Below are 13,040 nucleotides of genomic sequence, written 5' to 3'. Positions count from 1 at the left end.
GGGGTGAACGTCGCCGGTGCGGTGCTGCCGGTCGCCGCCGGGGTGGCCCTCGTCGTGTTCGCCGCCCGGCTGGCGCGCGAACCGCGGCGGCTGGGCAACGCCGTCTGGCTCGGCTTGGCGCTGCTGCTCACCGCGTTGTGGCTGCTGCGCGCGGCACTGCACCTGGAGTGGCTGACGCCGGTGCTGGCCGGGTTACTCGGTGTCGTGGCGGTGCTCGTCGCGCTCGTGCTGCCCACCGCCCTCATCGCCAACGGCGTGCGGATGTGGCGGCGGGAAGGGCGCAGCGCCGGGAACCTGCTCTCGCTGGGTCTCGGCGCCGGGCTGCTCGCGCTGGAGGCACTGGCCTTCGCGCCGCTCGGCCGGTGGGGCTCGGCGCTCGTCGCCATCGCGGCCGTGCTGGCCGGCTACTTCGGGTTCCTGTTCCTGTCGCTGCTGGTGTACTCCGTGGTGTACAGCCGGATCGGGCGCCGCAGCGGCTTCGACGCGATCATCGTGCTCGGCTGCGGCCTGGACGGCGAGCGCGTGCCGCCGCTGCTCGCCGGGCGCCTCGAACGCGCGCTGCGGCTCCAAGCCCGGGAACCGGTGCCGCCGCTGCTGGTCGTCTCCGGCGGGCGCGGACCGGGCGAGACGGTCACCGAAGCCGAAGCGATGCACGCCTACCTGCGGGACCGCGGCGTGCCGGACGACCGGATCCGCCGCGAGGACCGGGCCCGCACGACCGAGGAGAACCTCCGGTTCTCGGCCGCGCTGCTGCCCGAGGGCGCACGTCGCGTGGTGGCGGTGACCAGCAACTACCACGTGTTCCGCACGGCGGTGGAGTGCCGCCGGCTCGGCCTGCCGTTCCAGGCCACGGGTTCGCCGACGGCCCGGTACTTCCTGCCGAGCGCGCTGCTGCGCGAGTTCGCCGCCCTGATCCTGCACTACCGCCGCACGACGATCGCGGCCTGCGTGCTCATCGTCGGCGGCGGCCTCGCGCTGGCGCTCTTCGCCTGACTATCCGAGCACCGAACACGCGTGGGCGACGCCGTCCTCGGCTCGCAGGCGCGCACCGACGTACTGCGCGCCGCGCCGGAACAGCGGGTTTTCCGTGAGCTCCTGCAGCCGCGCGGTCAGCACGTCGACGTCGAGGTGCGCGAGCGGCAGTGGTTTCGGGCCGGCGCTGAGCCGCGCCACCCGGTCGCCCCAATAGGGCTGGTCGGAGAAGACCGGGCAGACCAGCGTGGGCACCCCGGCCCGCAGCCCGGCGGCGGTGGTCCCGGCCCCGCCGTGGTGGACGACGGCGGCGGTGCGCGGGAAGAGCCACTCGTGCGGGACGTCCCCGGCGACCAGCAGGTCATCGTCGTCGACCCCGGCGCCGAGGACGCCGCGCAGCTCGGTCCGGCGCAACGCTTTCCGGACCACGTCGAACGTGCGCTCGGCGTTTTCCGGCTGCATGCTGCCGAAGCCGACGTACACCGGCGGCGGCCCGGCGGCGAGGAAGTCGCGCAGCCGGGGGTCCGGGCGCGGGTTCGCGGTGTCGAGGAACCAGTAGCCGGTGACGTGCACGCGGGCGGGCCAGTCCGGCGGCCGTGGGACGACGGCGTCGGAGAACCCGCACAGCACGGGTGATCGTCGTTGCGGCCCGCGTGGCCCGGCTTTGGGGAGGCCGAGCGTTTCGGCGCGCCAGCGGTCGATCTCGGGGCGCAGGACCTGCCAGGCGAGGGTGTCGACGGCGGTGAAGCTGAGGTGGCGTCCCCACGGGCCGAGGCGGGCGGCGCCGGGCAGGAGCGGGTGGGCGAAGGCTCGGGTGGGGACGCTGGGCTGGTAGTGCAGTTCGGCATGGGGCACGCCGAAGTGGGCGCCGAGGTGCGCGCCGAGGAAGCCGAGTGAAGGGGCGAGCACGAGCTCGGCCCCGGCGGCACCGGCGTGGACATCGGCGAGGAGCCGGTCGAGCACGGGCCGGAGGACCGCCCGCAGCCCGGACAGGAACCGCCGTCGGGGCCCGGCGGTCCAGGCCTGCCCGGCAGCGGAGCCGAGGATCGCGGCGGGGTCGGCGGAGAGGGGCGCGAAGCCGAGCCCGTGCGATTCGGCGAGGCTCCGGAACCCGGGAGCGGCCAGCACGCGAACCCGATCCCCGGCGGCGGCCAGACCCCGCCCGAGGGCCACGCAGGGCTGAACATCACCGCGCGAACCGGGCGCGACGATCACCACCAGGCGGCTCACCGCTTCGCCGCCTTCAGGAGGTGCCGCGACCGGAACGACGGACTTGCCACCGCGACCCCGGACGACCAGCGGCCCGCGACCTGCCCGTTCACCGCTTCGCCGCCGTCAGGTGGTACCTCAAGCGGAACGGCAGGCTGGCCAGCACCGCCGCGAACCGCGCGTCCGCACCCACCAGATAGCGCGGTGCCGGGCGGCGGGTCGTCAGGGCCCGGACCACCGTCTCCGCCGCGCGCCTCGGCGGCACCCCCGTTCGCGCCGACCGGGCCGCGCTGCGCTCGGCCGCCGCCAGCTGCTCTCCGTACCTCTCCAGTGCCGCCGGCGACAGGCCCGCCCGGACCTGCTCGGCCGCCGCGCGGGCCCGGGGCCAGATCGGCGTCGCCACCGCTCCCGGCTCGACCAGCACCACCCGGATGCCCTCCGGGGCCAGCTCCGCGCGCAGGCTGTCGGTCAACCCGACCAGCGCGAACTTCGACGTGTGGTACGGCCCGACCATCGGCCCCGCGATCCGGCCGCCGATCGAGCCGATCGTCACCACCCGGGCCGCTTCCGCGCGCCGCAGGGCGGGCAGCATCGCGCGCGTCACCGCCAGCTGGCCGGTCACGTTCACCTCCAGCTGCTCCCGGAACGCCTCCAGCGGCACGTGCTCCAACGGCCCCGGCCGCGCGAGGCCGGCGTTGTTCACCAGGCCCCGCACCGGTCCCGCCGCCGCGACGCGCTCGCCGCACCGGGCGATCGACTCCGCGTCGCGCAGGTCCATGCGCAGCACCGTGACGGCTTCGCCGTAGGCACGCGAGAGTTCCGCTTCGTCGTGGTCGGTCCGCACGCTCGCCCACACGTGCGCGCCGCGCCGGACCAGCTCCGCCACGCACGCGCGGCCGATGCCGCCCGCCGCGCCCGTGACCACATAGGACGGTTTCACGACGCCAGCACCTGCAGCATCCTGGGCCACGTCTTGTGCAGCTGCTCCTGCCAGTACGCCCACTGGTGCGTGCCCGGCCCGTACAGATCCACCGTCGCCGGGACGCCGAGAGCGCGCAGCCGGCCGGCCATCGCCGTCGTCTGGGCGCCGCAGAGGAACTCCAGGAGCATCGCGCCGGGCAGCACGTCGATCGGCAGCTTCGCGTCGAGCGGGCCCGGCAGCCCGTTGCCCGCCGAAAGGTACAGCTCGGTGCCGCGCAGGCGGTCCGCGTTCACCACCGGATCGTGCGCTTCCCAGCGTGCCGCCTCCCGCCGCCGATCGCCCCACAGCGCTTCGGGGTCGAGGCGGGCCGACGCGATGATCGCGCTCGTCAGCAGCTCGCCGGTGGGACCGGCCGGGTTCAGGTTGCCGCTGTAGGAGGCCGCGTAGCGGAACACCCCCGGCCGTCTCGCGGCGAGCTCGATCGCGCCGTACCCGCCGAGGGACAGGCCGGCGGCCGCGCGGCGGCCGTCTCCCCGGTAGCCGCGGTCGATCAGCTGCGGCAGCTCGACGGCGGTGAACGTCTCCCACTGGTTGAGCGCGATGTCCTTGCCGTCGTTCCACCAGTCGCTGAAGAACCCCGCGGACCCCGATCCGGGCATGACGACCAGGACGCCGGCGTCGTCGGCGAGCCGCCGGACGTCGGTGTTCGCGCTCCAGCCGCGGTAGTCCTGCAGCCGGGTCTCCCCGGCGAGCAGGTAGATCGCCGGCCAGCGCCGGTCCGCCCAGTGCTCCGGCAGGATCAGCCGGACCATCGCGTACCCCCCGACCCCGACCGAGCGCACGGTCAGATCCAGCACTCGCGGGTCACCGTCCACAGTGGTCTGGGCCACGACGTGCGAGCCGTCGTCGGCCCTGGTGTCCGTGACGGCGGCCGCGGCGGGGGCGCCGGGCAGCACGCACCCCGCGGCCGCCAAGGCCGTGAACCACCTCACAAAAAGGCGCCCCGGCGAAGGGTTCCAGCGCAAGGGGCCGCACCTCCCTCGAGAATGCTCCCGGAAGGGTTATTCATGGCTGCCCGAATTCGTTTTCCCCCGGTCGCGATCCTGATCGCCGCCGCGGCCGTGGTCTCCATTTCCCCGGCGAAACCCGCCACGGCGGTCCCCGCTCCCCCGCCACCGGCGGTGCCCCCGGCCGCGCTGCTGCCCACCGAGACGATCCCCGCGCCTCCCGCGGCGCGCGACGTCTTCGACGTCGCCACCGCGCTGTCCACTTCGGACCGACGGGACGACGGGGGCTGCACCGACGTCGTCCACGGCCGGCTGCTGAGCCCGGGTGGCGTCAGCGGCCAGGGATTCCAGACGGCGGTACCCGGCGGGCAGCTGTCCGAGCTCGTCGCGCGCACCCCGCACCCGCCCGACCTCACCGCCTGGGCCGCGCAGGCACGCCGCTGCGCGCGCGTCACCGTCGACGACCAGGACCTGCCCACGGAATCGACAACGACCGTCGGCACCGGGCCGGCCGTTCCCGGCGCGCAAACCCTGTCCTACCAGCAGGTCCTCACCCTGCCGGGCCGGCCGGAACCCGGCCTGCGCCTGCGCACCGTCGCCATCGCCGCCGACGGCGTGCTGGTCCTGCTCCGCGACGCCGGAGCGACCGACCTCGACCTCGACACCCTGGCCGTCGCCGCGTGGCAGCACGCCGCCCCACGGCTGGGCCGCTAGCAAGGAGAACCCCATGTCCCAGGAGACCTTCCCGGCGGTGGGCGGCGACACCCTGACCGCGTGCCTGCGCCACTGGGCGGCGACCACCCCCGACGCCCCCGCCCTGACCTTCGCCGACTTCGCCACCGACCCCGCCGGGCGGCGCCGCAGCCTCACCTGGCGGCAGCTGGCCGACCGCGTCGACGCCGCCGCGGGCGCGCTGCCGGTCTCGCCGGGCGACCGCGTCGCCGTGCTCTGCCCGCAGAGCCCGGACTACGTCGTCGGGTTCCTGGCCGCGATCACCGCGGGCGCGATCGCGGTGCCGCTGTTCGACCCCGGCCTGCCCGGCCACGCGGGCCGGCTCGCCGCGGTCCTCGCCGACTGCGCGCCGACGGCCGTCGTCACCACCGCGGCCGCCCGGCCGGGCGTCGAGGAGTTCCTCGGCCGGGACGTCGCCGTCGTCGCCGTCGACCGCCCGGACCCGGTGTCATCGTGGCCGGCGCCCACCCCGGCGCCCGGCGACGTCGCCTACCTGCAATACACCTCCGGTTCGACCCGCAGCCCGGCCGGTGTGGTGCTGACCCACGCGAACGTGCTCGCCAACGTCACCCAGGCCGTGCGCGGCCTCGGCCTCGACCCGGCCGCGGCGACCACGGTTTCGTGGCTGCCGCTGTTCCACGACATGGGGCTCGTCCTCGGCCTGCTCACGCCACTGGCGCTGGGCCTGCGCTCGGTGCTGATGGACCCCCTGGCGTTCATCGAGCGGCCGGTGCGCTGGCTGGAGCTGCTCGGCGACCACGCGGGCAGCTGGAGCGCCGCCCCGAACTTCGCCTTCCACTACTGCGCGAGCCGGATCCGCGAGGCCGACCGCGCACGGCTGCGGCTCGGCCGCGTCGCCGCGATCGTCAACGGCGCCGAGCCGATCAACCCGGACGTCCTCGACCGGTTCCACACCGCCTTCGCCGGCGCCGGCTACCGGCCGGAGATGACCCGGCCGGCCTACGGCCTGGCCGAAGCCACCGTGTTCGTCACCACCGGCCCGGCCGCGGCCCCGCGCATCACCACGTTCGACCGCGACGCCCTCGCGACCGGCACGGCACGCCCGGCCGGGGACGGCGTCCGGCTCGTCGCGTGCGGCACCCCGGCCGGGCAGCTCGTCGCCCTCGTCGACCCGGACACCGCGGCCGTGCTGCCCGACGGCTCGGTCGGCGAGATCTGGGTGCACGGGCCCAACGTCGGTGACGGGTACTGGCAGAAACCTTTGGACAGCACGGAAACGTTCGGCGCGCGGCTGGCCGGCGGCCTGCCCGAGGGGCCGTGGCTGCGGACCGGCGACCTCGGCGTCCGCCACGACGGCGAGCTGTACATCGCGGGCCGGATCAAGGACCTGATCATCGTCGACGGGCGCAACCACTACCCGCAGGACGTCGAAGCGACCGCCGCGTCCGCCGACCCCGGGATCCGCCCCGGAAGCGTCGCCGCCTTCGCCGTCGCGGGCGGCGACACCGAGGCCGTCGTCGTGGTCGCCGAACACCGTGCGCACGCGGACCTGGCCGAACCCGCCGAACGCGCCCTCACCGCCGCGATCCGGCGGCTGGTCTCCGACGCGCACGGGCTCGCGCTGCGGGACGTGCTGCTCGTGCCGTCCGGGCGGGTCCCGCGCACGTCCAGCGGCAAGATCGCGCGCGGCGCCTGCCGCGACCGCTACCTCGCCGGCGACTACGGAAAGGCACTGGCGCGATGAACGAGACCCTGCGCCGCTGGCTCCTGGACACCGTCGCCGAGCACACCGGCGTCACGGCGGAGCCCGACCGCCCGCTCGGCGACTACGGCCTGTCCTCCCGCCAGGCCGTCGGCATCGCCGCCGACCTCGAGGAACGCCTCGGCCGGCGGCTGCCGGCCACGCTCCTGTGGGAAAGCCCGACCATCGACCACCTCGTCCGCAGCCTCACCGGGTCCGCCGAGCCGGACGTCCCGCGGAGCACGGACCGCCGCGGGACCGACCCGGTCGCCGTCGTCGGCCTGGGCTGCCGGTTCCCCGGCGCGGACGGGCCCGGCGAGTTCTGGGACCTGCTGTGCGAAGGGCGGGACGCCGTCCGGACCGCGCCACCGGGCCGCTGGAGCGCCGAGGCCGCCCCGGTGCTCGGCGGGTTCCTCGACGACGTCACCGGGTTCGACGCCGAGCACTTCGGCATCACGCCCCGCGAAGCGGCGACGATGGACCCGCAGCAGCGGATGCTCCTGGAGGTCACCTGGGCGGCGCTGGAGGACGCCGGCATCGCGCCGTCGTCGCTGCGCGGCAGCCGGACCGGCGTGTTCACCGGGATCGCGACCCACGACTACGGCCACCTCACGATGACCGGCGGCGCACCGGACCTGTGGACGGCCACGGGCGCGGCGGGCAGCATCGCCGCCAACCGGCTGTCGTACGTCTACGACCTGCGCGGGCCGAGCATGGCGGTGGACACGGCGTGCTCGTCTTCGCTGGTCGCGGTGCACCACGCGGTGCGCGCGCTGCGCGACGGCGACGCGGACCTGGCACTGGCGGCCGGGGTCAACCTGATGCTGCTGCCGGGCCCGACGGCGGCGTTCGCGGCGGCGGGCCTGCTCGCGGGCGACGGCCGGTGCAAGACGTTCTCGGCGGCCGCGGACGGCATCGCGCGTGCGGAGGGCTGCGGCGTCGTGGTGCTCAAGCGCCTGGCGGACGCCGAATACGACGGCGACCGCGTCCTGGCGGTGATCCGCGCCTCGGCGGTCAACTCCGACGGCCGGTCCCACGGCCTGGCGGCGCCGAACCCGGTGGCGCAGCAGGAGATGCTGCGGGAGGCGTACCGGAGCGTGCGTCCCTCCACTGTGGATTACGTGGAGGCACACGGGACGGGAACGCTGCTCGGCGACCCGATCGAGGCGCGGGCGCTGGGCGCGGTGCTGGGAGCGGACCGCGCGGCCGGTGCGCCGCTGCTGATCGGCTCGGTGAAGACGAACATCGCCCACGCGGAGGCGGCGGCGGGGATCGCCGGGCTGATCAAGGTGGTGCTGGCGCTGAAGCACGGCGTGCTGCCGCCGCAGCTGCACTTCGCGGAGCCGAACCCGCACATCGCGTTCGAGGCGCTGGGCCTGAAGGTGGTGACGGAGCCGACCCGGTGGCCCCGCCACACCGGCCGCGCGATGGCGGGCGTGTCGGCGTTCGGGTTCGGCGGGACGAACGCGCACGTGGTGCTGGAGGAGGCGACACCCCCGGCCCCGGACCACGGCGAGCGGCGCGCTGCCGCGGACCCGGGAGGGTTTGGCGGGCCGCAGGGGACCGCAGCGTCTGCACGGGACGGCGCGCCGCTGGCCGCGGCAGCTCCCGCAGGCCGCGGCGGGCCTCGGGCCGCCGCCCCGGCAAACCACGCCCGGCCGCAGAGCGCCACAGGGCACACCGGGCCGCAGGTGACCGACATCCCGGCTGGGCGCGGCGAGCGGGGAGCCGAGATCCCGGCTCCCGCCGACGGGGTTCGGATCGGGGTGCTTTCCGCCCGGACCCGCGACCGGCTCACCGAACGGGCCGCGCAGCTCGCCACGTGGCTGGACTCGCCCGCCGGGCGTCGCAGCTCGCTCGCCGATGTCGTCCACACCCTCTTCCGCCGGGATGACTCCGGGCGGCACCGGGCGGCCGTCGTCGCCGCGGATCATCGGGAGCTCGCCGGGCTGTTGCGGGCCCTCGGCGAGGGGGCCGATCCCTTGCCCGCCGGTGCCTTCGCCGGTGTCGCCGTCGGTGGGGACGGGCCCGTCTTCGTCTTCTCCGGGCACGGGTCGCAATGGGCCGGGATGGGCCGTCACCTGCTGGCCGCCGAACCCGCCTTCGCCGCCCAGGTCGACAAGCTCGGCGATCCCTTCACCGAGCACGGCGGCCGGTCGCTGCGGTCGCTGCTCACCGGCGCCGCTCCCCGGTCGCTGGCGGAAACGCAGCTGGCGATCTTCGGCACCCAGGTCGCGCTGGCCGCGCGGTGGGAGGCGCTCGGGGTCCGGCCCGCCGCCGTCCTCGGGCACTCGCTCGGGTCCGCGGCGGCCGCCGTCGTGGGCGGGGTGCTGACCGCGGACGAGGCCGTCCACCTGGTCGCCACCCGCGCCCGGCTGCTGGGCACGGTCGAGCCGGGCGGCGCGATGGCCGCGGTGGAACTGACGCCCGGCGAACTCGACGCGCACCCCGGCGTCGAGCTGGCCGTGGACTCGGCGCCGGGTCAGGTGACTGTCGCGGGCGACGCGCTCGTGCTCGACCGGCTCGTGGCCGAGCTCGAAGCCGCCGGGCGGAGCGCGCGACGGCTGCCGGTCGGCGTCGCCGGGCATTCCGCGGGCGTCGAACCCGTCCTCGGTGCCCTGCGTGACGCCCTGGCCGAGCTGGGCGGACGGCGGCCGCTGGTGCCCTGGTACGACACCGTGCTGACCGACCCGCGCGAGCTCCCGGACTTCGACGCGGGCTACTGGGCCGCGCACCTGCGCCGCCCGGTCCGGTTCAGGCAGGCCGTCACGGCGGCGGCCGCGGACGGCCACCGCGTGTTCGTCGAGATCGCCCCGCACCCGATCCTGCGGGGCTCGCTGACCCGGACGCTGGAAGCGGCGGGGATCGCGGACGCGGTGGTGACCGGCACCCTGCGCCGCGGCCAGGACGAGGTCCGCGCCTTCGCCGCCGCCGCGGCGACGCTGTACTGCGCGGGCACCCGCATCACGCTGACGCACCCGGACGACGGCGCCCGCCTCACGGACGTGCCGCCGATGCCGTGGCGCCACGAGCGGCACTGGTACACGGAGACGGGCCTGCGCCCCACCGGAACGGCCGACGGCGGCGAGCCCGAACCGGCCACGACGGCGGCGCGCAGCGGGCTCGCGGCAGCACCGGGCCAGGCCACGCAACCGACGGCGGCACGCACCGCCGACCCGGCAGCCACGCCAACCCGGGCCAGCCACCTCACCGCCGCACCTCCGGCGGCAACGCCGAGCGGCGCCGCCGTCCCCGCGGCAACACCAAGCCAAGCCACTCAAGCCGCCGCCCCGGCGCCAGCACCGGGCGACACCGCCGCACTCGCGGCAACACCAAGCCAAGCCACTCAAGCCGCCGCACCCCCGGCGGCACCAACCGCCGCCCAGGCGCCAACGCCGAGCGGCACCACCGCCCCCGCGACACCGTCCCCGGCCGAGCGGCTCACCGGCATCGTCGCCGCGATCATGGGGCTCGCCCCCGACCGCCTGGACCCCGACGTCCCCCTCGTCGAACTCGGGCTCGACTCGCTCATGGCGAACCGGATCCGCGAAGCCGTCCGCCGGGAACTCGGCGCCGAACCCGATCCCGCCGCCGTGCTGCGCGGGGCCACTCTTGCCGACCTCAACCGGGATCTCGCTCCCCGGGGCGACGAACCGCCCGCTCGCGGCCGGGCCTGGGACGCCGCCGATCGGCTCGTGCTGCGGCTCTGGCGGCAGCACACCGGCACCGATGCCGCCGGCCCGCACGTGCGGCTCACCGGCACCGCCGATCCGGACCGCCTGGCCCGGCTGCTCGCCGACGGCCTCGCCGCCGAACTCGACACGCCCGTCGACCCGGCGGACCTGCTCCGGCACGACTCCCTCGCCGCCGTCGCCGACGTGGCCCGTGCGCTGCTCGACACGCGGGAAGAACGCGGGCCCGTGCACCTGCTCAAACCCGGCGACGCCGGCACCGCGCCCCTCCTGCTGTTCCACCCCGGTGGCAGCACCTGCACCGTCTACCGCCCGCTGCTCGACCGGCTCCCGGCCGGCGTGCCCTGCGTCGGCTTCGAACGGGTGCCCGGCGCCGGCATCGAAGAACGTGTCGAACGGCTCCTGCCCCTCGTCCGCGCCCGCGTGCCCCACGGCCCCTACCGCCTCGCCGGCTGGTCGTTCGGCGGCGCCCTCGCCTACGGCCTCGCCACCCGGCTCGCGGACGAGGGCGAGCCGGTCGAGCTCGTCGCGCTCATCGACACCATGCTGCCGCTGCCCGAACCGGACCTCGACCCGCGCGCGTCGTCGGCCCGGCGGTTCCTCCGCTTCACCGGCTACGTCGAAGGCACCTACGGCCGGACCGTCCGGCTCGGCCACGACGAACTCGCGCCCCTGCCCGAAGAACAGCAGATCGAACTCACCATGCGGCGGGTCGCCGAAGCCGGGCTGCTGAGCCCCGGCGTCCTCCGCCACCAGCGCCAGTCCTTTTTGGACACTCTGGCCGCGGAACGCGGGACACCGCGCCCCTACGACGGCCGCGTGGTGCTGTACCGGGCGACCGAGCTCTACGCCGCCGGGCTCGCCATGGAACCGCGGTACTCCCGCACCGACCTCGCGGCCGGGTGGGCGCCGCTGTGCCCGCGACTGGAGATCGTCCCGGTCCCCGCCCACCACCTGTCGGTCGTCGACCCGCCGCACGTCGACGTCGTCGCCCGGCACCTGGCGGACCGGCTGTGGCCGTGACGCGGACCGGGCCGCTGCTGGCCGTGCTCGGCGCCGGGCTCTTCCTGGTCGCGGTCGACGCCACCGTGCTGCACGTCGCGCTGCCCGACCTCGTCCGGCAGCTGCGGCCCGGCGCCGCCGCCCAGGTCTGGATCGTGGCGATCTACCCGCTCACCGCGGCGCCGCTGCTCCTGCCGGCCGGCACGCTCGGCGACCGCTTCGGACGGCGGCGGGTGCTCGTCACCGGCTACGCGGTGTTCGGGGTGGCCTCGCTCGCCTGCGCGCTCGCCCCCGGCGTCCCGGCCCTGCTCGCCGCCCGCGCGGCCCTCGGCGTCGGCGGCGCGCTGATCATGCCGGTGACGATGGCGCTGCTGCGGCAGCTGTTCCCGGACCGGCGGCGGCGGCGCACGGCGATCGCGGTGTGCAGCGGCATCGCCGGCACCGGGTCGGTGTTCGGGCCGGTCCTCGGCGGCCTGCTCGTCCAGGCGTGGGGCTGGCGGGCCACGTTCCTGGTCAACCCGCCGGTGATCCTGGCCGCGGTCGTGGCGGCGCTGCGGTGGCTGCCGCGCAGCCCACGGGGCGGCGAGCCGTGGGACGCGCTCAGCGCGGTGCTCGCGGCCGGTGGCGTGCTCGGCCTCGCCTTCGCCGTCGGGCCGTCGGGGGGCGGCTTCGCGGCGGGAGCGGCCGGGTGCGTCCTCCTCGGGCTGTTCGTCCGGCGCCAGCGGAGAGCCGAAGCTCCCCTGCTGGATCTGACGCTGTTCGGCCGGCCGGGTGTGCCGGGCGCGGCCGCCGGCGTGCTGCTGGTGATGAGCACCCTGGTCGGGCTCGGCCTGCTGCTCGCCCAGTACCTGCAGGTCGTGCTCGGCCTCTCCCCGGTGGCCGCCGCGGAACGGCTGCTGCTCGTGCTCGGCGCGTCCGCGGTGGGCAGCGTGGTGGCTCCGCGGCTGCTGGACCGGTTCGGCAACACCCGCGTCCGCACGGCGGGGTTCGCGCTCGCGGCGGCGTCCCTCGCCATCCCGGCGGCGGGTGGGCTGCCGTCGCCGTGGTGGCTGGGCGGCGCGCTCGTCGGCTCGGGCCTGGGCATGGCTCTGGCGGTGACGTCGAGCACGGACACGCTCCTGTCGGCCGCCCCGGCCGACCGGGCGGGTGGTGCGGCCGCGGTGGAGAAGACCGGGTACGAGCTGGGCGCCGGCCTGGGCACGACGGCGTTCGGCTCGCTGGCCGCCGCCGTCTACGCCGCGCACCTGGTGGTGCCGCCCGGCGTGCCGGACGCGGTGCACCGGCTGGCACTGGCCGGTCCGGCCCAGGCGGAGGCGGCGTCGCACGGGCTGGCGCAGGCGGCCGAGCTCCTCGCGGCGGCCCGGGCGGCCTGCACCGCGAGCGTCCAGGCCGCCGCGGCCGTTGCCGGTGGCTTGTTCACCTTGGCGACTTTGGTTTCGCTCGACCGTGGCCGTATAGGCCGTTATACGATCAGAAGTGCTCTCGCTCGGCTTCGCGGGCGACGACTTCGGCGCGATCCGCGAGCCTCTCGAGGCCGCTCAACGGCCGGCGCATCCGGTGGTTCCCCCGCAGCCGTCCGGCGTTGCGGTCCAGGAACGCCCAGTACCCCGCGGTGAACGGGCACGCGTCCGGGCCCGTCCGCTTCTTCGGGTCGTAGACGCAGCCGCCGCAGTGGTCGCTCATCCGGTTGATGTACGCGCCGCCGGCGGCGTACGGCTTGGTCGCGACGAGCCCGCCGTCGGCGTACTGGCTCATGCCGACCACGTTCGCCGGCATCACCCAGGGGAAGCCGTCGACGAAGG

At 76.1% G+C, this 13,040-nt stretch carries 8 protein-coding genes; 5 read left to right on the top strand and 3 right to left on the bottom strand.

The genetic code is table 11. The features are described 5' to 3' along the window. Positions 1-3: 3 nt before the first annotated feature. The gene (locus ACFPLC_RS35940) at positions 4-993 is read left to right on the top strand and encodes a YdcF family protein (protein WP_378192456.1); all 990 of its coding nucleotides are present in this window, start codon (positions 4-6) and stop codon (positions 991-993) included. Here ACFPLC_RS35940 and ACFPLC_RS35935 read toward each other — a convergent pair whose 3' ends face one another. The 3 genes from ACFPLC_RS35935 to ACFPLC_RS35925 all read right to left on the bottom strand — a co-directional run bounded on the left by ACFPLC_RS35935 (position 994) and on the right by ACFPLC_RS35925 (position 4,095). After that, positions 994-2,202 (bottom strand): glycosyltransferase, encoded by a 1,209-nt coding sequence (locus ACFPLC_RS35935; protein WP_378192454.1) that lies wholly within the window; start codon positions 2,200-2,202, stop codon positions 994-996. Positions 2,203-2,290: 88 nt separating this feature from the next. Beyond that, positions 2,291-3,121 carry an SDR family NAD(P)-dependent oxidoreductase gene (locus ACFPLC_RS35930; RefSeq protein ID WP_378192453.1) on the bottom strand — a complete coding sequence of 277 codons (831 nt, stop codon included), beginning with the start codon at positions 3,119-3,121 and terminating at the stop codon, positions 2,291-2,293. Continuing rightward, entirely contained in the window at positions 3,118-4,095 is a 978-nt protein-coding gene (locus tag ACFPLC_RS35925) for an alpha/beta hydrolase (protein ID WP_378192451.1), read from the bottom strand. The genes ACFPLC_RS35930 and ACFPLC_RS35925 overlap by 4 nt, the downstream gene beginning before the upstream one ends. Positions 4,096-4,170: 75 nt before the next feature. Here ACFPLC_RS35925 and ACFPLC_RS35920 point away from each other — a divergent pair, with 75 nt between their 5' ends. From ACFPLC_RS35920 to ACFPLC_RS35905, 4 genes are read left to right on the top strand one after another with little or no spacing between them, the layout of a single operon-like run. Continuing rightward, on the top strand, positions 4,171-4,824 hold the full coding sequence (locus ACFPLC_RS35920; RefSeq protein WP_378192449.1) for a hypothetical protein: 654 nt from the start codon (positions 4,171-4,173) through the stop codon (positions 4,822-4,824). A gap of 13 nt (positions 4,825-4,837) precedes the next feature. Further along, complete coding sequence (locus ACFPLC_RS35915; RefSeq protein WP_378192447.1) at positions 4,838-6,547, top strand: fatty acyl-AMP ligase; 1,710 nt, start codon at positions 4,838-4,840, stop codon at positions 6,545-6,547. Further along, positions 6,544-11,259 carry a beta-ketoacyl synthase N-terminal-like domain-containing protein gene (locus tag ACFPLC_RS35910; RefSeq protein ID WP_378192446.1) on the top strand — a complete coding sequence of 1,572 codons (4,716 nt, stop codon included), beginning with the start codon at positions 6,544-6,546 and terminating at the stop codon, positions 11,257-11,259. The genes ACFPLC_RS35915 and ACFPLC_RS35910 overlap by 4 nt, the downstream gene beginning before the upstream one ends. Further along, the gene (locus ACFPLC_RS35905) at positions 11,250-12,854 is read left to right on the top strand and encodes an MFS transporter (protein ID WP_378192444.1); all 1,605 of its coding nucleotides are present in this window, start codon (positions 11,250-11,252) and stop codon (positions 12,852-12,854) included. Before ACFPLC_RS35910 ends, ACFPLC_RS35905 begins: the two co-directional genes overlap by 10 nt. Positions 12,855-13,040: the final 186 nt, after the last annotated feature.

This window comes from Amycolatopsis plumensis, assembly GCF_042652605.1.
In the GTDB taxonomy this organism is placed as follows: Bacteria; Actinomycetota; Actinomycetes; order Mycobacteriales; family Pseudonocardiaceae; genus Amycolatopsis; species Amycolatopsis plumensis.
This window is presented reverse-complemented; position numbering and strand designations above follow the sequence as displayed.

What these genes read in the sequence shown, in the direction of transcription:
- ACFPLC_RS35915 (WP_378192447.1), top strand. Translation starts at nt 4,838, where the DNA reads ATGTCCCAGGAGACCTTCCCGGCGGTGGGCGGCGACACCCTGACCGCG.
- ACFPLC_RS35920 (WP_378192449.1), top strand. Translation starts at nt 4,171, where the DNA reads ATGGCTGCCCGAATTCGTTTTCCCCCGGTCGCGATCCTGATCGCCGCC.
- ACFPLC_RS35910 (WP_378192446.1), top strand. Translation starts at nt 6,544, where the DNA reads ATGAACGAGACCCTGCGCCGCTGGCTCCTGGACACCGTCGCCGAGCAC.